Source organism: Hujiaoplasma nucleasis (genome assembly GCF_013745115.1).
Classification (GTDB): domain Bacteria; phylum Bacillota_I; class Bacilli_A; order Izemoplasmatales; family Hujiaoplasmataceae; genus Hujiaoplasma; species Hujiaoplasma nucleasis.
The window spans coordinates 668,244-692,563 of record NZ_CP051151.1 but is presented as its reverse complement, the minus strand read 5'-3'; the positions used below and the strand labels follow the sequence as shown (position 1 = coordinate 692,563).

The following is a 24,320-nucleotide window of genomic DNA, read 5'->3' as shown; positions in this document are numbered from 1 at the left end:
ATGGCTGAAACAATTGTAAAATATGAAAAAACTAAAGGTTTAACAGATAAGCCATTAAGTTATTGCCCTGGATGTACTCATGGTATTATTCATAAGTTAGTTGCTGAAGCTTTGGTTGATTTAGATATTTTAGATAAGGCTATTGCTATAGCATCTGTTGGATGTTCAGTATTCTCATATCAATTCTTTAACTGTGATGCTCAACAAGCTCCTCATGGTAGAGCATGCGCTGAAGCAACAGGTATTAAAAGAGTATTACCAGATAATATTGTATTTACTTATCAAGGTGATGGAGATTTAGCTTCAATTGGTATTGCTGAAACAATTCATGCTGCCAATAGAGGCGAAAATATTACTGTTATTTTTGTTAATAATGCTATTTATGGAATGACTGGTGGACAAATGGCTCCAACATCATTACCTGGACAAAAAACAACGACATCTCAAGACGGTAGAGATACTGCCTGGACAGGTAATCCAATTAAAATTTCAGAAATGTTTTCTACTATAGATGGTGTTGCTTATTTAGAAAGAGTTTCTGTTCATGATCCAAAAAATTATTTAAAAGCTAAAAAAGCGATTAAAAAAGCTTTCCAATATCAAAAAGAAAAACGTGGATTTACCATGATTGAAGTTGTTTCAACTTGCCCAGTTAACTGGGGTATGAAACCAGTAGACGCTTTAAAATGGTTAGAAAAAGAAATGATTCCTGTTTTCCCATTGGGTGTCTTTAAAGATAAGGGGGCTAACCATGAATCATAATGTTAAAGTGGCCGGTTTTGGTGGCCAAGGTGTCATGATGTTTGGTCAAATCTTAGCTTATTCAGCAACTTATGATGATATCAATGGTTTATGGTTTCCATCATATGGTCCTGAAACAAGAGGTGGTACGGCCAACTGTTCTGTGATTGTTTCTGATAAACAAATCAATTCACCTACTTTTAAAAATGCTGATCATTTGGTTGCTTTTAACTTGCCATCATTAGAGAAATTTAGAGAAAATGTTGCTAATAATGGTTTGATTTTATACAACGCTTCACTCATCCAAGATGAAGTTAAAGAAGAAGGCTGTATAGCAGTAGGTGTTCCTGTGAATGAAATCGCTGTTGAGTTAGGAAACGAGAAAGTTGCTAATATGGTGATGATGGGAGCTTATTTAGAGTTAACTCATATTTTTACAGATAAGACCATTGAAGCGATTATTAAAAAATTCTTAGGCGAGAGAAAAGCTCACTTATTAGATGTGAATATGCAAGCAATACAAAAAGGAAAAGACTTTGTGAAAGGTCTAGGTATCAAGTATGCTTAAGTCAGTTGCTGAATTAGCAAAACTGGCTGAAAAAGTCAACCGCAAGAAAATGGCGGTTGTCTTTGCACATGATGATCATGTGATTGAAGCTGTATATGGAGCCTCTAAACAAGGTTTTATTGAACCAGTTCTAATCGGTGACCAAGTAGAAATAGAAAAGCTTATTAGTAAGTATCATTTACAAAAACCTTATCAAATTATTCATGAGATGGATCCTTCTAAGGCAAGTTTAATTGCTATGAATTTAGTGAATCAAGGACAATGCGACATCGTTATGAAGGGTTTAATTGATACTAAGTTGATTTTAAAAGAAGTTGTTAATTCTGATACTGGAATTAAGAAAGCACATTTATTATCTCATGTTGGGGTTGTGTCTTTACCAACTTACCCTAAGGTTATTTTTGCGACAGATGGGGCTATGAATATTAATCCTAATGTTGAACAAAAAATAGAGATTATTGAAGCAGCTGTTGAATTAGCAAGAACCTTAGGCTATAAAGAACCAAAAGTTGGTTTAGTTTCAGCTGTTGAAAAAGTGAATTCAAAAATTGAATCAACCCTTCACGCTCAAGAAATTGTCAATTATTACAAAGATAAAGACATTGATTTCTTGATTGATGGTCCTTTTGCTATTGATAATCTAGTATCTGATGAATCAGTGAAACAAAAAGGTATTGAATCTGAGGTCGCTGGAGATTGTGATATTATGATTTTCCCTAACTTAGATGGTGGTAATATCTTTTATAAAACATGTATGTTTTTGGCAGGTGGGAAATCTGCTGGAATTATTTTAGGAGCAAAAGTACCTATTGTATTAACATCAAGAGCTGATACAGCAGAAGCAAAATTAAATTCAATTATTTTAGCGGTGGTGAATGCAAATGGATTATCTAATTTTAGCGATTAACCCAGGTTCAACGTCAACTAAAGTCGCAGTTTATTACAATAGTAAACTAGTGAAAGAACAAACCTTAAGACATGACGTTGAAGAGTTAAAAGTCTTTAAATCAATCATCGATCAAGCTGATTTCAGAAGAAATGTTATTATAGACTTTATTAAGGAACATGATTACGAATTAAAAGACTTTGACGTTTTTGTTGGACGTGGTGGTATGATGAAGCCTCTTAAAAATGGTGGAACTTACCTAGTCAATAAAGAAATGTTAAGGGATTTAAGATCAGGTGAGTATGGATATCATGCATCTAATTTAGGTGCTATTTTAGCTGATGGTTTCGCTAAAGAATTTAATCGACCTGCTTATATTGTTAATCCTGTATGTATCGATGAATTTGAAGATATTTCTAGAATTTCTGGTCAAAAATTAATTGAAAGACGTTCTGTATTTCATGCTTTAAATCAAAAAGCTATTGCCATGCAATTTGCTAAAGATATTAAAAAAGAATATAAAGATTTAAATCTTATTGTCACTCACTTAGGTGGAGGTATCTCTGTAGGCTTACATAAAAAAGGTCGAGTCATAGACTGCAATAATGCCCTAGGTGGAGATGGTCCTTTTTCTCCTGAGAGAACAGGAACAATCCCTACTTATCCATTGGTAGACCTTTGTTTCTCTGGTGAATATACGAAAGAAGAAGTTAAGAAACTCTTGGTTGGACAAGGGGGTTTGGTATCCTATTTAGGGACCAATGACGCTAGAGTGGTTGAAGAAAGAATTAATGCTGGTGATCAAGAAGCTAAATTGCATTATGATGCCATGGCTTATAATGTAGTGAAAGAAATTGGATCTTTGTATTTTGCTGCTAAGGGCGAGATTGATGGAATATTGATTACTGGTGGTATAGCTTATAGTGATTATTTCATAAAATATTTAAAAGATCATATCAACCCAATCATGCCTATTAAAGTCTATCCAGGTGAAGATGAAATGAGATCTTTAGCGGAAGGCGCTATGCGTGTAATGCTAAAACAAGAGAAGTCCCAAGTATATTAAGCACTTTTTAAGTGCTTTTTTTTATTTTTCGCTAATTTATTGTTATTTATTTTGATTCTATTGTATAATGAATTTATATTGAAGTATTTCACTGAGAGGAAGGCTATGGAAAAATTTAAAGATTTTATAAGTAAGTATCATAAGTATATTGTACTAGCAATACTGATATTATCATTTCCACTCATATACCTTTTTGTATATTACACAGGTGGTATCAAGTATGTTTTCTCTCATACCATGTATATTTCTATCCTTTTGGCTGGGATATTTTTTGGCCTTAAATGTGGTTTGATCGCTGGTTTCATTGGTGGTATTCTTTTAGGTCCTTAAATGCCTTTGGTGGTTGAAACTGGAGAGCCTCAAGAATTCATTAATTGGTTTTACCGTTTAATAATATTTATGGCTATTGGTGGTTTAAGTGGGTATTTTGTTGAAAAATATAAAAAGATCATTAAAGAAAATGATGTTTTGTATTTACATCAACCAGATACTGGTATTGAAAATATTAATTATTTAATTTCTTTAGATGATGAACATATACAAGGTCAGGTCGTTATAGCGACTGTATTAATTAATAATAAGAATAGAATCTCTGAAGTCTTAGGGACAGATTTATATATTCAAGCCATGAAAGCTATGCATGATTATATTGATAATCGTCTTCCTGATCAGTCTGTTGTTATTCAAGTCGATTCGGATAAATTTTGGATTGTTTTTAAGTTAGAAAATTTAGATTCAGATGGTAAAAAAATCGTTGAAGGTTTAACTAATCAAATCGAAATAGAACAAGTAAAGATATATGTAGATTATTCTATTGGTGTGAGTGAAACTAAGAAATTTAAAGATTGTAAAACGCTTATTCCCTTTAGAGATACAGATAGACTTGCTGGCTATGCTAAAGCAAATAATTTACCTTATGTTATTTTTGATAATGATTTATTAACTAGAAAATATGAATTTAATTTATTAGGTCTATTTCCTAATGCCTTAAAAGAGGACCAAACATTTTTAATGTATCAACCGGTTATTGATGCCCAATCTAATAAATTAATTGGTTTAGAAGCTTTAATCCGTTGGAATAGTCCTGATTATGGTTTGATTATGCCTAATGATTTTATTCCTTTGGTTGAATCAACTCAGTTAATACACCCTATGACTGAATGGGTTATTAGAAAAACCATTCAAACTCAAAATTTGCTATATGAAAAAGGTTTTAAGTTTTATATTTCAATTAATCTTTCTATTAAGAATATTAAAAATCCTGGTTTTTTTGATAGGGTTATAAAAATTATTGAAGAAGAAAAAGCACATACTGATTTATTGATTTTTGAGATTACTGAAACAGTCTTACTAGAAGAAAAAAAACATTCTAAGAAAACCATTCAATCTATTAAGGATGCAGGCATTAAAATTGCCATTGATGATTTTGGTAAAGGCTATTCTTCTTTAACTTACCTAAGTCAATTTAGGACAGATTTCTTAAAGATTGATCGTCACTTTGTATCTCATATAGTTGATAAAGAATCAATAAAACAAATCATTCAAGCTACTGTTAAATTGGCTCATCAATTCAATTTAAAAGTTGTGGCTGAAGGTGTAGAAACATTAGAAATGTTTGAAGAAGCTAAAAAATTAGGTATTGATTATATTCAAGGTTTTTATATAGCTAGACCTATGAATGAAGATCAAATTCTAGATTGGTATAAAAATTTTATTAAAGAATCTAAGGTTTAAAAAGCTAATACTCTTTAAAGACGCTCAATGGCGTCTTTTTTTTATAAACATTCTGAATTCTTATAAAATATATGTTAGAGTAGAAAAAATCACTCTATTTTGTCAGTTTAGTCTTTATAAAGGGGTATTTACCATATATTTTTTAGTTTTTTCGAAAAAAATAATACCATTATTTTAAATCAATTATATAATTAAAATATAAGGGAGGGAAAATATGAAGAAAACTTTATTTATTTTTCTATCATTAATGATTTTTCTTACTCTCACAGCATGCGATCAAGGATTAACTGTACCAAGTGATATGACTTTTCCAACAGGTATCACCAGTGATGAAGAAACAAGTGATTTAATAACTGAGATACCTACAACAGAACTTCCTAGTGAAGAGGAAACGACTTTACTGCCTACGGAAGTTCCAACAACTCTGTCTCCTACAGAAGAACCTACAACTGAAGAACCAACAACTGAAGCACCAACAACCGAGGAACCAACGACAGAAGTTCCTACTACCTTGTTAAGGGAAATTACTATAAATTTAGATGCTCAAGGTGGTAGTCTTGAAAACAATATTTTGGTATTTCCTGAAAACAGTCAAAATGTGATTTTGCCTGTTCCAAGTAAAGATGGCTATACTTTTGTTGAGTGGTATGATTCATTGAATTTTGAAAATGAATTTGTGTTTTCTGATGAATTAGCTGATGAAGTTACTATTTATGCTAAATATACACCAAATCAATATACCATTGTCTTTGAAGAAAATGGCGGTTCTTTAGTTCCAGATATTGTAGATTTATACAATGAGCCATTGATTGAACCTAATCATCCAGAGAGACCTGGATATAGTTTTTCTGGTTGGTATAGTGATGTAGAATTATCCAATTTATATGCATTCTCTACCATGCCTTTAAATGGCATTATTTTATATGCTAAGTGGATGCCAAATCAATATCAAATTTCATATTTTGATGAAGTTGATTCATTTATGGTTGATTTCTATAATACTGCTTATACTTCATTTATTTTCATGGATGATTTTACTATCTATGCCAGTGGTAATACTTATTTAGATACTAATAATTATCAATGGGTTAATTTTCAAGCTATTAATGATTATTTCCCACTACATGAAGATGAAGTCATCTTATCGATCAGTGGTTACTTGCAGTTATTTGCTATGACCAGTGAAAATAGGATTTTCGCTTGGGGGCAGAATTCATATGGATCCTTAGGTGTTGGCAACAATGTTAACCAATTTACACCAATAGATATTACAAGTCAATTTGCTTTAGCTGAAGATGAAGTTATTTTATGGATTGATGGTGATTATTATAATTCGGCGGCTATAACTTCAAATGGTAGAGTTTTTATCTGGGGATATAACTCTTATTATCAAGTTGGAAATGCTAGCCAAGAACACCAATACACGCCTTATGATTTGACTCCAAGATTAAACTTATTAGGAGATGAAGCTGTTATCGATGTTCAATTTGGTAATGTTCATACTTTAGTAATGACCAATTTTGGTAGAATTTTTGGCTTTGGGTGGGCTTATAATGGGCAATTAGGTTTGGAAAGTTCTGGAATTATGAACGTGACAAATCCAACCTTGCTGAATAGCCATCTAACTTTCACAGAAAGTGAAGATTCTATTATAAAGATAGAAGCTGGACAATATACTTCTTATTTCTTAACAGAAAAAGGTAGATTAATGGTTACTGGCCATGATGGTATTGGTAAGTTTGGTGTTGATCAATCATTTCCATTATATACACCAACTGATATTACAGATTTACTAGGCTTAGATGAAGGCGATAAAATTATTGATATTATTGTTCATCATAACAATACCATAATTTTTACAGCTTATTCTAAAATATATGTACTTGGTTATAATGCAAATAATCAGTTTGCTTTAGGAAATGAAATTTCATCTATAAACGAAATTACAGAAATGACTAGTCATATAAATCTTGATGTTGTTAAGTATCTCTTTGTAAAAGATACGACTTTTATGATGGATTCAAACAATCAATTATATGGATTGGGTGCCAATGGTACTGGCCACTTTGGGGCAGGAAACTTTAATCATTATACCAGTCCTTATCAAATAGATATACCTGGTGCTTCTAATGGTTTAATTAGGCAAGAATTGGTAGATTATGAGTCTATATTAGATTTGTACCAGCCTGAAAAGGTAGGTTTTACATTTGCTGGTTGGTATGAAGATGAATTATTGACTGTGGCATTTACTGGAAGTCAAATGCCTATGGGAGATATATCTTTATATGCCAAATGGACGCCTATTCAATACAACATTTCTTTTGAAGAGAATGGTGGTTCTTCAATCAATGATTTAACTTATTTCTATGAAGATTCTATTTCTCTTCCTGCTAATCCTATCAAAGAAGGATATAGTTTTGTGGGTTGGTATGAAGATAGTGATTTTAACATTGAGTTTTCTGATAATTATATGCCTGCAGAAAATATCACTTTATATGCTAAATGGCAAATTAATCAATATACTGTATCACTCATAGATATGGACGGATTGCTTATTGATGAACTTGTTTTTGATTATAATGAAGTTATTATGCTGCCTGCTAATCCAATTAAAACTGGATATACTTTCCAAGCATGGTATTCAGACCAAGACTTTACTCAAGTCTTCGCTTTAACACAAATGCCTGCTCAAGATTTTAATCTTTATGGTAAGTGGCAAATCAATCAATATTCCATTACTTTTGAAGAAAATGGTGGCTCTTTACTTAGTGATTTGACTTTAGATTATGATGCTTCTATCCCAATGCCAGATGACCCTGTTAAAGAAGGTTATTCGTTTATGGGTTGGTATGAAGATAGTGATTTTAACATTGAGTTTGGTGATATTAATATGCCGGCTCAAGATTTAATTCTTTATGCTAAATGGCAAATAAATCAATATTCTATTTTCTTTGAAGAAAATGGTGGAAATAATATCAAAGAAATCTTATTAAATTATCAAGCAACTATTGTTTTACCTAACCCACCGACAAAAGAAGGGTATACTTTCTTAGCTTGGTATGAAGATGAAGCACTTGAACAAGCATTTACCCAAACTTTAATGCCTGCTAATAATTTAGTTTTATATGCTAAGTGGCAGGTTAATCAATATTCAATTACTTTTGAAGAAAATGGTGGTTCATTAGTCGATGATATTCTAGCTGATTATGGAAGTATCATTAACCAACCAGAAGATCCTAGTAAAGAAGGTCTTGTTTTTGGTGGTTGGTATGAAGATATGGATTTAAGTATTCCATATGAATTTGACCATATTGAAGCTGAAAATATCATTCTTTATGCAAAATGGTTGAGTAAAAAAGTAACAGTTGAATATGATATAGATGATTATGATGTTCCTTTGATGTTAGGTTTTAGTGGTGATTCTTTAACTTTACCAACGCCTTCATTAACTGGACGAACATTTACAGGTTGGTATTTAGAACCTGAATTAACCACAGAAGTTGAGTGGACAACTTATCCAGATAATGATGTAGTACTTTATGGTGGCTGGTCAATGATAAGTTATACCATAACTTATGATAGTGTTGGTGGAAGTTCTTTACTAGCAGATACTTATTATTATCAAGATGTTATTACTGAACCTACTGAACCAACTAAAGAAGGTTATTCATTTGCAGGATGGTATGTGGACGCTGCTTATAATATTAGTTTTTCTTGGTCATATATGCCAGCTGAAGATATTATTCTTTATGCAAGGTGGATAGATGAGACAGATCAAAGTTCAATCTTCTATCAAACTCATCAACCTGCAGGTACTGTAATTCAAGTAACAGGTGTCATATATGGAAAAATGAAGACTGGCGTCACTGGCCTACTTATTTTTGATGATACTGGTTATTTAGCAATTGATGTTGATCATAGTCCATATAATGTAGGAGATCAAATCAATGTTCTTGGATTGCTTAATTTCTATAATGGTATTCCTGTGATTGATTATGTGTTGAATATTGGCCTTATAGGCACAGATCAACCATTACCAACCATAACTCCGATTCCTATGTCTGAATTACAATATTTATCTATTGATAATATGTACGAAACTTTCTCTATTGAGGGTATATTATTAACAATAGATTCAAATTATTATGTATTTGATCCTATATCTTTGACAAGTATCATGATTAATTACGATACGATTGATACTTTAACAGAATTAGATTTCTTAAATAATATAGGAAATCAAATTTCTTTAGACTTTGTTTTTGATGTTTTTGGTGATGAGCCTATAGCTTCTATGTTATCATATTCTGTATTAGCCTTAAGTATAGAAGAAAAAGCTTTATTGATTAAATCAAGTATTGAATCTAATTTCAACTTAGTATTCTTCTCTGGTGATACTTTAATGATTCAAGACTTGCCATATTTTGGACAATACATTTCATATGAACCTGCCTTAGGATATGAAGATTACTTTGATTCAGTTAATCAACAGTTTAAAAATACAGATAGTCAAGTTGAGATTCCATTTGAAGTTGCATTGACAATCAATGACCAAGCTTATACATTTACTTTAATGGTGACTTTGATGCCTATGGATATAGCTTTGATTTCTGAAGTGATTGATGACATGACTGGTTCAGTCTTCTTAATTGATGCTATTGTTATTTCTAAATCAGAAATGGATATGTTACTAAAAGATGATAGCGGTTATTTATACGCTTACAATATTCCTTATTTAGAAGTTGGTGATTATGCTAGATTAGCTGTAAGAAATGATAGAGATTATCAAATGACTTATCTAGATTTCTTTGATGGTGATTTGGTGGTTAAAAAGATTATTTCTAAAGGCAATGATTTAATGCTTTCACCGAGTGTTTATACAGATGCTGATTTATTAGCTTTAAATCTTGATAATTTACATATATATGGTCAATATATAGAAATTAGAGGACAATTATTAGATCAATTAAGTGAAATAGATTATGGGGTTTATATTGTAACTGAAAATAATCAAATACCATTAATGATGATGAGTCATGGTGCTTTTGAAAAAGTATTTGATTATATAGGTTTAGAAGTGATTATTCGTGGTTTTATCTACCGTGACTTTGATGGTAGCTTAATGTTCTATTATGAAGGTATCCGTAATGACTTAAGAATTCCTGAATACACTGATCAAGAACGGGTTGATATTTTAGTAGATATGTTCCATCATTATTATGATGGTAAAACTTTCCAAGTTTTTGAAACTATAGATATCCCTGCTTATCACCCTGTGATTGGTGCTGAAATTTCTTGGTCATTTGATGATCCTAATTTTGCTTACTATGATTTTGATATAAACTATTTTACATATAGTATGAGTGACCAAATCTTTGCTATTACAATTACAGTTACAGCTGGGGATATTAATGAAACTATTCATTATACATCACAGTTAAATGCTATTACTGTAGATGAGTTTTCTGATTTAGAATCTTATTCAGAAGCCTTTGTAGAAGGATTAGTTGTATTTTATAGTCCTGAATATATTTACATTATGAATGATTTAGGGCAAATGATTAAGGTTGAAGGTTCTAATTTGAATGCATATAAGGGTGATTATGTTTTATTATATGGTTCTATGACTATGTATTATAACGGTTTATATATGCAAGGTCTTTATAATATCGATTTAGTTCAAGAGATTATTTCTAGAAATAATCCTGTTGTCTTACCAGATAATCCTATGACCACGGATGAATTACTAGCCTATGATTATCCTAGTGAATTAGATAAATATATCTACATTGAAATAACAGGAAAAGTAGAAGTTTATAATAATATTGCTTATCTCTATAGTTATGATCAAATCATTGTTTTAAATGTACCTTATGATCAAGTGCTTTATGAAATCAGTCAATATAATAATCAAATGGTTACTATTAAAGGATACGTAAGTCAAAGTAATCGTTATTATTCTACTTTTAGTGGTAGGTTCTGGACTATTGATTTTACAGGAGAACCTGGTGATATTGTTCCGGTTAATTTAAGTAATCAAGAAAAGTTTGATTATATTGAAGCCTTCATTTTAGATCAATATCAAATCTCTATTTATAATAATCAAGCTATGGATTTTGGTGAGGCAACATTCTTCTTTGATGATGTTGATCTTACTTATACTCCTTTAAATGATACTTTAGGTCTTTTCGATTTTACTCCTGGATACAATCAATTTATTGAGTCAGTTGATGTATTAACAAGCGTTGATATTCAAGTTGATTTGAATATTGGTGAAGATTCATATACTTTTACATTTACTATTGATATTTTACCTGATGAAGAAGTAACTTACACTGATATTTTAGATATAGTCTATGATGATTTAACTGAACAAACTATCCAAGGTCAAGTATTAGCTTCAGTATATATGGATGAAGGATATGCCTTACTCATTAGTGATGCTAGTGGTATAGTTCTTGTTTGGTTACCAATGAGTCTATATCAAAGTGATACAGCTTATTATTATGGATATGTTGGTAATATTGTTGAAATTAGTGGAACAGCTTCAATTGTTAATTCACAAGGAATCTTTACGGGTCAAACAATAAAAGTAACAGGAGCTGATACAAAACCAACATTAACAATTTCAGATTCAACCATCGCTGATATATATTCAATGGATGTTACAAATTCTACTTATGTAGGGCAAGTCTTAAGAGTGAGTGGTATTTTAGAAGCTGAAACTACTGATTATGGTGATTATTTCTATTTAAGATATGGAGATCAAATCATTCGTATTTATAATGAAGGACCTAGTTGGTCACAACTTAGAAATTATGTAGGTCTAAATGTGGTGATGATTGTTATGACATATGGTCTTGATGATGTTGGTCTTCCAACTGTTTTGTTTAATATGGATCAATACACAAGTGAAGAAGAGATTATCTTAGGAGATTATACAGAAGCAGAAATAGCACAAATGATTGAAGATTCAATGATTTACTCTTTGAATCAATATAATCCTTTACGTAATGCCTTTGATTATGTTTCTTATCCAAGCCCAACTTATTACTTGTTAAATAAATATCCAGTTACTATTACATTTGAACCAATCACTGGATTAGATTATATCAATATCTATGATGATCATTTTACAACTTTACACGCTCCTGAAAATATTGAAATTGTCGTTAGAGTTCATTTAATTGTCGGTTCATATCAAGATACATTTGATCTAGTTTATTACCTAAATGGATTCACATTAGGAAGCTTAGAAGATTTATTTGATCCTACACCTTCAACTCAAGAAATTGCTTTACAAGCAACCATATTACATTCTGATTTCAATAAACATTATTTGATTATAGAAGATACAGTTTATCTCTATTGTGGTATTATCTATAATACTTTCTATAAGGGAGATCAAGTGACAATTATTGGTCAAAAATCAGTGATAGATGGTATAGCAGATTATACTTATAATATCCAAGTGGTATCAGATGGCATGACAAATTCAATTACCTTAGAAAGTCTTCCAATGACTTTAGAAGAAATATATTTAAATGATTTTACATTAAATCCAATCAATCAAAATATATTAACTATATATGGACAAGTTTCATATGACAAATATCTAGGTTATTATATTTTAAGAGATGGAGATTATTTAGTTTACTTGAATATGCTACAAGAAGGTTGGGAATATATAGATTATCTTCAAGAAGTTTACAATGAGTATATTTATGTAGATGTAGTTATGCCTTTAGAAGTATTACGAGGAGAGTTCTATTTAATGGATGTTCTTGGCTATAATTCAGTAAGAATCAAAGAATATACAAGCCAAGAAGAAATTACCTTAATCAAAGAATATATACAAAGTTTAGGTACTATTGAAGTATTTGCTGGTGATGCAATTAGCCAATATATTCCTTTAGAATATACATTCCATCCATATCTTACTCTTGACTTTGCATTAACTAATGAAAATGATACTGGCTTAATAGATTTCAATAACCTAGTAATCAATGATATAAGTACAAACACTATCTTGCTTTTAGATCTGACTTTAACGTCATATGATCCTATCAACGACTTATATTTGAGTGAAACATTTACGATTACCATCGACATTAAACCAAGACCATTGACTTCTATTACAGATGTGTTGTATGGAGAAAATAATACCGTATATAAAATTCAAGGTGTTATCGTAGCTATGAATGAAAATGAAGGAGTCATAATTCTTCATGATGGTATCGATGAAATTGTAGTATTATTAGAGCCAGTTTACATTTATGATTTTTCAAATATAACTTTAAATCTAGGTGATGAAGTGATTGTGATTGGTGAACGTGTTTATATGTCTAATGGACTTATTCCGATCATATATAGTCCAAGTATAACCAATGTAATCGCAAGCTCTCAAACTGTGTCACATACAATTCAAGTCATGACCACTGCAGATTTATTAGATTTCTCATTGAATGATTTTAGTCAATATAGTGATTATGTTTCAATACAAGCTTATATTGAATGGAATCAAAGTACTGAAACACCTGTCTATACACTTACTTTAGATAGATTGATTCCTCCAATAAATATTGACCCATATGAAATAACCATGCTTGTTGAGAATGACCTTGTACTCCATAGTGAATTACAAGCATTAGATGGTCAAGAACTTCTTATTTCTGCTTATCTAATTGGCATTGATAATGATTATGGTCCAATTGCTTGGTATATGATATTAGATGAATATGATACAATTCCGGTTTAATAATTTATAAGATTTAGACAATAAAGACAAATAATAAAATCGGTCCAGATATATGGACCGGTTTTTTTTATTTTTTTGTGTCTTATATGAAAAATAAACGAAAACATGATAAAATATAGTAAATACAAATAGGGGAGCTTACTATGAAATTAAAAAAACTGATGAATTCAAAAACTTTATATTATTTTTTATTTGCTATAGTATTGTTAGAAATTATTTTATCAATTATTTCAGTTGCTTTAGCGACGGATTCAACTCAAAGAGATGCTGGATTATCTAATATTTTCTTAGGCACTTTAGCTATTCTATTCTTTTCTTTACCTTTTTTAATAGAATCCAAATTTCATGTAGATATACCTAGTTACTTAAAAATCATTGTACTTCTATTTATATTCGCTGCCATTGTCATGGGCAATATTCATGGCTTATTGGTAGAAGTTAATGGTTATGATAAGTTCTTACATGTGGTTTCTGGAGTTACCATATCCATTATTGGATTTGAAATTGTTAATTATGCTTCCCAAGCCAAGGGCCAAGATAGGGTATTCAGTCCAGGCTTAATTAGTATTTTTGCTTTTACATTCTCGATGACCTTATTGGTTTTATGGGAATTTTATGAATTCTTTGTGGATACTTTAGCTTATAATTTAAACGAGGATACATTAAGGAACATGCAAAGATACCAATGGACTTATCATGGTGATTTATTTCCTCAGGATTATGGTTTGATGGACACCATGTTAGATTTATTGGTAGGTTTTGTTGGAGCGGCTATTGTATCTTTCATTGGTTGGCGTATCATTATTAAAAACGATAAGAAAGTATAAAAATGAAAATCGCTTAGGCGATTTTTTATTTGATATTTAAAAATTCACGGGTTCTAGCTTCTTTTGGATATGTAAATATTTGTTGGGGCTTGCCAATTTCATGGATTTTTCCCTCATGCATAAAAATAACTCTATTTGAAATGTCTTTTGCAAAATTCATTTCATGGGTCACAATAATCATGGTCATTTGAGATTTGGCTAAATTTTGAATAACAGCCAATACTTCTTGAACCATTTCAGGATCCAAGGCAGATGTAGGTTCGTCAAATAGGATAGCTTTAGGATCCATCATCATGGCTCTAGCTATGGCAATTCTTTGTTTTTGCCCACCTGATAACTGTGATGGATACTTATGGGCATAAGAAGCCATATTAACTTGTTCTAAAATTCTCATTGCCTTGTCTTTAGCGTCTTTTGTTTTCATTTTTAGGATTTTTACAGGCGCCAATGTTAAGTTGTTTAGTACATTTATATGTTCGAATAAGTAAAAAGATTGGAAAACCATGGGCATGTTTACTCTAATTTTCTGAATATCCTCTTTGCTTGAAGCTTGGAAAGATTCTTCATAGATGATTTGACCTTGATCAAAAGATTCTAAGTGGTTTAAGCATCTTAATAGGGTTGACTTCCCTGAACCAGAAGATCCAATAATCGATATGATCTCTCCTTTTTCAATGGTTAAATCAATGCCTTTTAATACTTCTTCCTGGCCATATGCCTTATGAAGATTTTTAATTTCAATAAAATTCATATGATCCTCAATTCGAACTTGTTATCTCTAGTGGTTGCAAGTTCATTTTTATTTCTACATGTTTAAGAACTTGGGAAATCGTATAAGTTAAAAATAAATAGATTAGGGCTACGATTAAATAGACTTCCAATTGCCTGTAATGCATGCCTGTGATTTTTCTACCTTGATTAAAGAGTTCAAAAATCCCTATTACAGATAAAACAGCTGTATCTTTAATATTGACAATAAATTCATTACCAATGGCTGGTAAAGAATTTTTAATGGCTTGAGGAAATATCACATATACCATGGTCTGAAGATGGTTCATTCCGAAAGCATAGGCAGCTTCACTCTGACCTTTATCAATCGATTGGATACCTCCTCTTAATATTTCTGCGATATAAGCGGCTGTATTAAGACTTACAACAAATAAACCACAATAATATGGATCACCAAATAAGCCAAAACCATACCAGAAAAAACTTGCTTGTACAATCATGGGTGTTCCTCTAAATAAGGTGATGTATAGACTGGCAAATTTATTAGATATTTCTTTTAGAATTTTCATGATTTTTTTGTCATGTGTGTCTGCTTTTTGTAATTTCATGATGGCTAAAATCAAGGCTAATACAAAACCAACTAGGGTACCTATTAAGGCTAATACAATGGTCTTTAAGGCCCCTTCAAAAAACATTTGCCCATATCTAATAAGGGTATAAATTGTTCCACCTAGGAAATCATCAGGTATTGTTTTTACTATTTGACCTTGGAGCTTATCTTCATAGGTCACTTGATCTAATTCATAAGAAATTTGGAGGGTAAATTCAATATTTTGTTTCCAAACACTGGGTTCTTTAATGATTTTTGCCCTGTATACTTCAATATTTTCATAGGATTCAGACGTTCTTAAACTAATGGTTTCCAGACTGTCTTGAACTTGAATATAATCAGAATCTATATTGTAGTTAAGTTCAATACCGTCAATGTATTTGGGTAAGAAGAAGTCTATATTTATATTATTGAGTCTAGACGGACTTAAACTTTGGTTTTTATATGAAGAGTAGAATAGATAGTTTAACGATGCTTGTTCTGCTTGAATATTTTGACTTTGCCTTGGAATGATTTGAACAATCATTCCAAAAGCAAAGATAAATATAAGTATTTTATATAGGTTCTTCCTCATGATTAAGGTTGTCTTTCAATAGCATCCAACATCAAACTTTCTCTTGTTTCATTAGAAATATTGCTTAAGATTTCATTGATTTGACTTAATAATTCAGCATCATCTTGTCTTAAAGCAATAGAGACAGCTTTATCTTCGTAAGAAACATTAAAACCTTGTCCTTGTTCAAACTCTAGATAGGTTAAGTTTGGATTTGATTCAGTCGCCGCCATAGCTACAGGTAATTCTAAAATGGTCCCATCATAAATACCTGAATTAATACCTGTAATAATGGTTGGGACATCTGCCAAGGGATCTTCATGGTTTATCCCTGGCATTTGATCAATTAAATCATCGTAAATGGTTGATAATTGACCGACCATAAGTGCCCCATCAAAATCATTGATTGAAGTTGCGTTAACATAGGGTGAATCAGCTCTTAAAACAATGACATGGGTTGAAGAATAGTACTCATCAGTAAAGTTTACAGTTTGAGCTCTAGAAGCTGTTGGGCTCATACCAGCAATAATTAAGTCTATTTCTTTTGTGTTGTTTAATGATGGGATTAATCCATCCCATTCAACTGATTTAATGATTAAATCCATGTCTAAGGCTTGTGCAATTAATATGGCTATTTGTACATCATAGCCATCGACATAGTTATTGGTTCCTTCCAGTGGATAGGCTTCTTCGTATTGGTTGCCTTCATATAGAGTCCAGTTAAAAGGTGCATAAGCCGCTTCCATACCGACAACTAGTGTATCTCTTTCATTTTCTTCTTCCGATTGGCAAGATACAAAACCAATACTTAATAATGTGGCCAAGGCCAATAGTAATACTCTTTTCATTTCTTTTTCCTCCTAAGATTTTTTTGCAAATAAAAAAGCGTCTATCAGACGCTTTAAAAAAATCAGGAGATTTATTTTAGCGCCTCTATCTAAAAAGATAGGAGTGTTACAAGTATTTCTTGTAACCCCATATAAAATATATGCCTATATTTTATATTCGGCGATGGTTGCCTTTCCTATGTATCTTCGTCTGCCGACTCCTCATAGTACTCTTCTGCATCGCTACCTCTAATGTTTGATATTCACATTTTATTTACTTTTACAAGTATAAACAATTGTTTTTCTTTTGTCAAGAAAAAAGTTCTCAATATTTATAATTGTACCCCTAAGACATTTTCAATAACCATCCCAATAAGGAATGATAAAGCTGCGACACCTAAAGAGATCATTGCCATTTGTAAGAATCTCTTTTTAAAATTATGACCTTTAGCAATTGAAATATAAAGGTTAAAGAAGAAGATGATAAAGACTACAGCACCTAACATAATACCTAAGGCTACATAAGCATTGTCTAAGAGCAAATAAGGTAAGACTAAGACAATTACGGTTAGGATATAAGCTCCACCTGTGTATAAGGATGATTTTAAGGCGTTTTCTTGATTTTCTGATTTGCTTGATAAGTATTCACTAGCTGCCATGGACAAAGAAGCAGCTATTCCTGTAATTAAACCTGATAAAGAAATTAAAGCTGTGTTACCTTGGAAAGCAAGGGTTAAACCAGCGAGAGTTCCTGATAACTCTACCAAGGCATCATTTAAACCTAAGACCATAGAACCTACATAGTTCAAACGATCTTCATCAAGCATATCCAAAAGTTTTACTTCGTGTTCTTCTTCCTCTTTAGTGATTTTTTCGATAACATCTTCAAAACCCTTAAGTTTTGAATAAGCTTTTTGAGCAGATTCTTCACCACGTTCCATGATTCTTAAGGTAAAAGTATAACCAAAGATAAATGTTAAAACCTTATAGATAAAAATTAGAAATTGACTTGGATTGACTTTTTCACCAGAGATTTTTTCCCAAACGTGATAATGTTTTAATTCGTCTTTAGCAATGGTCAACAAAATTTCTTTATTTTTTTCATCTTTTTCTTTCTTTGCGATGTTTTGATAGACATGGTATTCAGTAATTTCGCCTTTTTGAAAGGCTTTAATTGTTTTTAAATCTTCTTTTGATAATGACATAATTTCCTTGTATAATTAAATTAAGATAATTTAACTATACTTCTCCTTTCTCTTTTGTTCATAAAATGTATTTAAATAATTTATTTAATCTCCTATAATGAAGTTACAAACGTTGTGGAGTGTGTCATACGTTCCTTACACTTCGAGTGTGTTTAGGAGGCTACAACCACAACTTATATGATAAATGTGAATTAGCTAGTTACACTTCGAGTGTGTATTTACAAGGTTACATTTATATTTGTTTGTGGTTTCATAACGTTTGAATATTTCAAACAAGGAGGTTTTTATTTTGATTTTCATTGGCATTGATATCGCAATGGATAAACACGATATCATCATCATAAATGATTTGGGTGAAATTATTTATGATCACTTTATTATTCAAAATAATCATTTTGGATTTAAAAAACTTCATACAGTCATTCAATCCTGTACGAAGTCGGTTAACGATATTCGTATAGGAATGGAAGCCACAGGTATTTATCATAATAATCTGCGCGATTATCTAATATCAAAAGGCTACACTGTATATTGTACTAACCCAATGTTAGTTTCTCTCAGTCGTAAGTCGGCGTCCTCGCATGACCAAGACTGACAAAATTGACGCTATAGCAGTGTGTAGGCACCTTATGTATAACCTGAATAGGCTCCATCCCTATACACCACCATTATATCATTTAGTTGAGTTAAAACAATTATCTAGAGATTATAATTCTAATAATCAAATCATTACTAAAGCTAAGGGTGAACTTAAAAGATTACTTCAAATGTTCTTCCCTGAGTTTCTTAAACACTTTAAACCCTTCTCTAAATGGACTTTAGATCTACTTTATGATTTTCCCTTACCAAGCGATTATAAAGGTCTTCATATTGAATCTTTAGCTCAAAGAATTCGTAGTCGATCAAATCACGTTGAACAAGCTAAACTCATTAAATATATCGCGAAAAACTCAATAGGAAATCCAAATAACTTAAATGCTTATCTAATTAATTTGTGTCTCTAATATCATTCATTTTAATTCTCAAAATGAAATACTAAAGAAACTTATTTCACAACATATGACTCTTTATCCAAAAATATTATCAGTCCCAGGTATCGGTCCTATTAATGGAGCGACTATTCTAGGCGAAACAGGCGATATTAGCAGGTTCACTGACAAACACAAATATACATCTCTTTTCGGTATTGAACCTATTGTTCATGAATCCGGAAAATACAAACGTAAACGTACTCGAATTTCTAAACGTGGTAGTAAATATTTGCGAACTGCCATCTATAGTGCCGCTAGGATCGCTTGTGTTAGTCCTAAAACTAGAGATAATAAGTTTAAACGCAAATACATTCATATGATGACTAAAGGCAATAAACATCACTCAACAATCATTTTCGCTATAGCCAAAAACATGGTTCATTCTATTTACAAAATTCTTAAAACAGATACTTTTTATAACGATCTCTTATAATTAATCACCCATTATTTAACTTAGGGTTCTTTAACCTTTTTTAAGTATGTTCAAATATCATAATTTTAATTATTTATAATTTTTACTTGATTTTTGTATAGCTAGCTCCTATATTATAAACTCTAGACTATTATACCAAAGATAAAATATATAATAAAATAAAAGGAATTTTAAAATTAAAAATTGATATAAATTATTAAAAAAATAACGATAGTTATGGTAAAATAATAAGTAGGATGTGATGAAATGGAAAATAAAAGAAAACAAAGAATCATTGATGCAACTTTAAAAACTCTAAAGGAGAATCCTTTGGAAAATGTATCAATGCGCAAAATTGCTGAAAACGCTAATCTATCTACTGGCGCAATCTATCATTTTTACCCAAGCAAAGAAGAACTCATCTTTGCTTGTATCAAAGAGTCTTTGCTTTTTACAACCAAACTCTACGATAATCTTAGAAAAGATGTGAATAAGTCTGAAAAGGCAGAAGTGCTAAGAGACATCAACAAGCGCATAGAAAAAAGAATAAAAAAAGTTGATGATCAAAAATTGCATATACAATTATTAAGTGATTCAATCAAACGTAATGATAAGAATAAACAAGAGTATAGGGACCAATACAAGCAAATCATTGATAATATCGCAGATTTATTTACCAAGTTATATGATGTTGAAAATAGCGAATGTGAACATTCTATGGCTTCAATTTTAGTCGCTGCCATTGATGGTATTGCCATTCAACAATCATTAAATGTTTTACCAGAAAAAATGGATTCAATCATCCACACTTTTATCAGATTCTTTAACATTGCTATACCACTTTATTTGAAAAATTATAAGGATTGTAAATAAGATCAATTTTGATCTTATTTTTTTATAATTTAATTGCAAATGGTTTGCATTTGCATTTAAATTTGTTATAATTAATTGTAAATATTACTATGCGAGGTATAAAAATGAAAAAAATATTATTAATGATGTCATTACTATTATTGGTATTGCTATATGGGTGTTCTGAAACTGAAGGTAGTGGTTTAAAAGTGGCTGTGACCATTGAACCCCAAAGAGCTTTTGTGGAAGAAGTTGGTGGAGATTTAGTACAAGTCACAACCATTATTCCACCAGGATCAAGTCCTGAAATGTATCAACCAGGGGCTAGGCAAATTGTTGAGATGAATGAAGTTAGTGTCTATTTTACCATGGGTGTACAAGCAGAAAGTGCTAATATTTTGCCGGAACTAAAAGATGTTAAAGTTGTTCATTTAGAAGAAGTGGTATCTGCAGCTTATGAAGATAGGTATTTTGCTGATGAAGAACATCATGATGAAGAAGATGAAGCAGATGAAGATGATCATTCTCATGTAGGGAGGGACCCACATATTTGGTTATCAATTAAAAGAGTTATTGTTATGGTTCAGGCCATTGCAGATGAACTTGCTTTATTAGATCCTAATCACGCATCTATTTATCAAGATAATGCTCAAGATTTCATCCTTGAATTAGAAAATTTAGATTTAGAAATTCAAAATATTTTCTCTCAAAAAACAAGTAATACATTCATTGTCTATCATCCTTCATTTGGTTATTTTGCGGATGATTATGGATTAAATATGTTGGCCTTAGAAGAAGATGGGAAAGAGCCTTCTATAAGCCATTTACGAGAATTGATTGACTATGCTAAAACTCATGAGATTCAATACATTTTCCATCAAGCTGAAGTTGATAGTGAACAAGTACAAACCTTTGCGATAGATATTGATGGAGAGTCTATTGTATTATATCCTTTATCTTATGATTATATTGCATCTTTAAGAGATATGGCTGAGAAAATAGCAGAGGAGTTAGAATGAAACCCTTAAAAATAGTATTAAATGATGTTTCAGTTAATTATGGAAATATCCATGCTTTAAAAAAATTAAATCTGACCATTAATGATGGAGATTATATTGGTATTATTGGGCCTAATGGTGGTGGAAAATCTACTATGATGAAATCGATTTTAGGTTTAATAAAACCTAATTCTGGTGAAATTTCATATTGTGGAACTACTTTAAGAAAAAGTCATATAAAAATGGGTTATGTACCGCAAATTTCCGATATTAATCCAATGTTTCCGATCACTGTCGAAGAAGTTGTTTTGATGGGTAGAATGGAAAAAGCTGTTAAAGCCTTTTTCAAATATTCTGAAGAAGATAAAAGGGCAGTGGCCGAAGTTTTAGATATCGTTGGTTTAAAAGAACAAAAAGATAGGCAAATCAGTGAATTATCTGGTGGTGAGTTCCAAAAAATGATCATAGCTAGGGCTTTGACTATGAAACCAGATATTTTATTGCTTGATGAACCCACAGCCATGGTGGATGTCATGAGTCAAAGACAAATTTTTAATTTAATCAAAAAGTTATCTGAAGATATTACCATTGTACTGATTACCCATCATGTTCAAATGATTAGTAAAAATGTTAAGAAATTAATTTATCTTGATAAGAACATAATTGCTGAGGGAGATCCTAATGAGGTCTATCAGTATGCTTATATTAGACCTGTCCACAAGCAAATCAAAAGAAGTATTCATCAAAGAGGTGTTAAAAATGTTTAAGGCAATATTTGAATATGAATTTTTACAAAACGCTGTCTTAGCTGCTTTTATTACCGCTATTGTTGGTGGGATTGTAGGGGTTATTATTGTTGAAAAGAAGTTAGTGATGATGACTGGTGGGATTGCCCACACTTCATATGGTGGAGTTGGTTTAGGATTCTTATTAGGATTTGAGCCAATCATTGGTGCTTTTATGTTTTCCATTATGGCTGCCTTAGGTATTGGTGTCATAAAAAATAGATCAACAGGGGCCAAAGATATTATTATTGCCATGTTTTGGTCCTTAGGGATGGCCTTAGGTATTTTATTTATTTCTTTAACTCCAGGCTATCCTCCAATTGTTTCTTCTTATTTATTTGGTAATATTTTATCAGTCACAAGGTTTGATTTAGTCTTAATGATGGTTCTAGCCATAATCATATTAGCTGTAATATTTGTTTTTTATCAAGAATGGAAGGCGCATTTATTTGATCAACAATTCACTAGAATTATGAGAAAGAAAACCATATTATTAGAAAATGTTTTATTAATTCTCTTAGCTTTAACTGTGGTTGTCTTAATCAGGGTAGTTGGTATTATTTTAGTTATTGCTTTGTTATCTGTTCCAGCATCAGCTTCAAGTTATTTAACTGGCAAACTTCATTTAAGAATGGTTTATTCTATGATATTTTCTTTTATATTTATTTTTTCTGGTTTGATTGTTTCTTATTATACTGATATTTCTACAGGTGCTGTAATTGTTTTTGCGGCTGTCATATTATATATATTAACTTGGTTATATAGTCGAAGACATAAACATAAGTTAGAGATTAAGGAAGATTAAGATGGAAAAAAGGAAGATAGTGAAAACTCTGATAGATTCAGGTTTAAAGAAAACCAAATACCGCGTTAATATCATTGATATCCTGCAAAAATCAAAGAAGTTGTTATCGGCACAAGATATTTATGAAATTTTAATAAATGATAAAGTCAAAGTTAATTTATCAACAGTCTATAGAACCTTAGATAAATTAACTGAAAACAATATTATTAATAAGATTGAAATAGAACATGAAAAACAATCTTTATATGAATTCAATCGTGAAGATCATCATCATTTTTTAATTTGTAAAAACTGTAATAAAATAGAAACTATATATCATTGTCCTTTACATGACTATGAAAAACAAATTCAAGAAGAATCAGGTTTTCAAATCACTGGACATAAAATAGAATTTTATGGTTATTGTAAGAAATGTCAAAAAACACTAAAAATATAAAAAAAACGAGGCTTTTAGGCCTCGTTTTAGTTTACATAAGCTGTTTCACGATTGTCTGGGAATAATTTAGCAACGTCAATGATAGGTAAGATGATTGGTGGCAACATGGCAGTTGTGGTTAGGTTGGTCATGGTGGTTCTTAAATAAGGAAACATCATTTGAACAGCTTCATTCTTTAAGAAATTTAATATTTCGTTTTCATCATCACCAGCTTTAAATTCAAAAATACCTCTAAAGTCAATAAACATATCAATTGGGAAGGGTTGTTCTGTCGTTGAAGTTACTTCTAATATCAAGGCAGTAAAATATACGTTGTCTCTTACCTTGCCAGTTTTTCTAGAAATTTTAGGTTGTAATTTAAAGTTTTTACCTTGAATATGGTTATTCTTTATTTCAAGTCGATCCGTTGCGAAAGTGGTCTTTATTACTTGATACATGATATCAGTCCTTTCTTATCATATAACTTATTTTAACATAAATTATCTTAATATGGTAAT

General features: G+C 31.0%; 21 protein-coding genes and 1 riboswitch. Of the genes, 16 read left to right on the top strand and 5 right to left on the bottom strand.

The genetic code is table 11. The features are described from left to right. The 8 genes from HF295_RS03100 (at position 1) to HF295_RS03065 (ending at position 14,580) form a co-directional block, all read left to right on the top strand. Positions 1–762: a thiamine pyrophosphate-dependent enzyme gene (locus HF295_RS03100; RefSeq protein WP_312032391.1), complete on the top strand. Its 762-nt coding sequence runs from the start codon at positions 1–3 to the stop codon at positions 760–762. Next, the gene (locus HF295_RS03095; protein ID WP_312032390.1) at positions 752–1,309 is read left to right on the top strand and encodes a 2-oxoacid:ferredoxin oxidoreductase subunit gamma family protein; all 558 of its coding nucleotides are present in this window, start codon (positions 752–754) and stop codon (positions 1,307–1,309) included. Before HF295_RS03100 ends, HF295_RS03095 begins: the two co-directional genes overlap by 11 nt. Beyond that, the gene (locus HF295_RS03090; protein ID WP_312032389.1) at positions 1,302–2,216 is read left to right on the top strand and encodes a bifunctional enoyl-CoA hydratase/phosphate acetyltransferase; all 915 of its coding nucleotides are present in this window, start codon (positions 1,302–1,304) and stop codon (positions 2,214–2,216) included. Before HF295_RS03095 ends, HF295_RS03090 begins: the two co-directional genes overlap by 8 nt. Then, positions 2,185–3,261, top strand: coding sequence for a butyrate kinase (gene buk, locus HF295_RS03085; RefSeq protein ID WP_376739673.1), 1,077 nt, complete (start codon positions 2,185–2,187; stop codon positions 3,259–3,261). The genes HF295_RS03090 and buk overlap by 32 nt, the downstream gene beginning before the upstream one ends. A 105-nt stretch (positions 3,262–3,366) precedes the next feature. After that, positions 3,367–3,591, top strand: coding sequence for a hypothetical protein (locus HF295_RS03080; protein ID WP_312032387.1), 225 nt, complete (start codon positions 3,367–3,369; stop codon positions 3,589–3,591). Continuing rightward, positions 3,592–4,995, top strand: coding sequence for a putative bifunctional diguanylate cyclase/phosphodiesterase (locus HF295_RS03075; protein WP_312032386.1), 1,404 nt, complete (start codon positions 3,592–3,594; stop codon positions 4,993–4,995). It begins immediately after the preceding gene. A 214-nt stretch (positions 4,996–5,209) separates the two neighbouring features. Next, positions 5,210–13,753, top strand: coding sequence for an InlB B-repeat-containing protein (locus HF295_RS03070; protein WP_312032385.1), 8,544 nt, complete (start codon positions 5,210–5,212; stop codon positions 13,751–13,753). A 143-nt stretch (positions 13,754–13,896) separates the two neighbouring features. Further along, the gene (locus tag HF295_RS03065) at positions 13,897–14,580 is read left to right on the top strand and encodes a DUF2238 domain-containing protein (RefSeq protein ID WP_312032384.1); all 684 of its coding nucleotides are present in this window, start codon (positions 13,897–13,899) and stop codon (positions 14,578–14,580) included. A 25-nt stretch (positions 14,581–14,605) separates the two neighbouring features. Here the strand turns inward: HF295_RS03065 and HF295_RS03060 are convergent, their stop codons facing one another. The 4 genes from HF295_RS03060 to HF295_RS03045 all read right to left on the bottom strand — a co-directional run bounded on the left by HF295_RS03060 (position 14,606) and on the right by HF295_RS03045 (position 18,504). Continuing rightward, entirely contained in the window at positions 14,606–15,331 is a 726-nt protein-coding gene (locus HF295_RS03060; RefSeq protein ID WP_312032383.1) for an amino acid ABC transporter ATP-binding protein, read from the bottom strand. A 7-nt stretch (positions 15,332–15,338) separates the two neighbouring features. After that, on the bottom strand, positions 15,339–16,445 hold the full coding sequence (locus HF295_RS03055; RefSeq protein ID WP_312032382.1) for an amino acid ABC transporter permease: 1,107 nt from the start codon (positions 16,443–16,445) through the stop codon (positions 15,339–15,341). A 50-nt stretch (positions 16,446–16,495) separates the two neighbouring features. Continuing rightward, the gene (locus HF295_RS03050) at positions 16,496–17,320 is read right to left on the bottom strand and encodes a transporter substrate-binding domain-containing protein (protein ID WP_312032381.1); all 825 of its coding nucleotides are present in this window, start codon (positions 17,318–17,320) and stop codon (positions 16,496–16,498) included. A gap of 69 nt (positions 17,321–17,389) precedes the next feature. Further along, a riboswitch (Lysine riboswitch) is annotated at positions 17,390–17,559 on the bottom strand. Between the two features lie 72 nt (positions 17,560–17,631). After that, positions 17,632–18,504 (bottom strand): VIT1/CCC1 transporter family protein, encoded by an 873-nt coding sequence (locus HF295_RS03045; RefSeq protein WP_312032380.1) that lies wholly within the window; start codon positions 18,502–18,504, stop codon positions 17,632–17,634. A gap of 289 nt (positions 18,505–18,793) precedes the next feature. On the opposite strand from HF295_RS03045, the gene HF295_RS03040 reads away from it, so the two are divergent. The 8 genes from HF295_RS03040 (at position 18,794) to HF295_RS03005 (ending at position 23,823) form a co-directional block, all read left to right on the top strand. Continuing rightward, the gene (locus HF295_RS03040; RefSeq protein WP_312032076.1) at positions 18,794–19,099 is read left to right on the top strand and encodes an IS110 family transposase; all 306 of its coding nucleotides are present in this window, start codon (positions 18,794–18,796) and stop codon (positions 19,097–19,099) included. A gap of 34 nt (positions 19,100–19,133) precedes the next feature. After that, positions 19,134–19,508: a hypothetical protein gene (locus HF295_RS03035; protein ID WP_312032379.1), complete on the top strand. Its 375-nt coding sequence runs from the start codon at positions 19,134–19,136 to the stop codon at positions 19,506–19,508. Between the two features lie 55 nt (positions 19,509–19,563). Next, positions 19,564–19,968, top strand: a complete 405-nt coding sequence (locus HF295_RS03030; RefSeq protein ID WP_312032074.1) for a transposase — start codon at positions 19,564–19,566, stop codon at positions 19,966–19,968. Positions 19,969–20,214: 246 nt separating this feature from the next. Next, entirely contained in the window at positions 20,215–20,820 is a 606-nt protein-coding gene (locus tag HF295_RS03025; RefSeq protein ID WP_312032378.1) for a TetR/AcrR family transcriptional regulator, read from the top strand. 104 nt (positions 20,821–20,924) lie between these two features. Continuing rightward, positions 20,925–21,818 (top strand): metal ABC transporter solute-binding protein, Zn/Mn family, encoded by an 894-nt coding sequence (locus tag HF295_RS03020; protein WP_312032377.1) that lies wholly within the window; start codon positions 20,925–20,927, stop codon positions 21,816–21,818. Next, entirely contained in the window at positions 21,815–22,564 is a 750-nt protein-coding gene (locus tag HF295_RS03015; RefSeq protein WP_312032376.1) for a metal ABC transporter ATP-binding protein, read from the top strand. Before HF295_RS03020 ends, HF295_RS03015 begins: the two co-directional genes overlap by 4 nt. Next, positions 22,557–23,387 (top strand): metal ABC transporter permease, encoded by an 831-nt coding sequence (locus HF295_RS03010; protein ID WP_312032375.1) that lies wholly within the window; start codon positions 22,557–22,559, stop codon positions 23,385–23,387. The genes HF295_RS03015 and HF295_RS03010 overlap by 8 nt, the downstream gene beginning before the upstream one ends. Position 23,388: 1 nt before the next feature. Further along, positions 23,389–23,823, top strand: coding sequence for a Fur family transcriptional regulator (locus HF295_RS03005; RefSeq protein WP_312032374.1), 435 nt, complete (start codon positions 23,389–23,391; stop codon positions 23,821–23,823). Between the two features lie 26 nt (positions 23,824–23,849). Here the strand turns inward: HF295_RS03005 and HF295_RS03000 are convergent, their stop codons facing one another. Continuing rightward, positions 23,850–24,260, bottom strand: coding sequence for a protein-export chaperone SecB (locus tag HF295_RS03000; RefSeq protein WP_312032373.1), 411 nt, complete (start codon positions 24,258–24,260; stop codon positions 23,850–23,852). Positions 24,261–24,320: the final 60 nt, after the last annotated feature.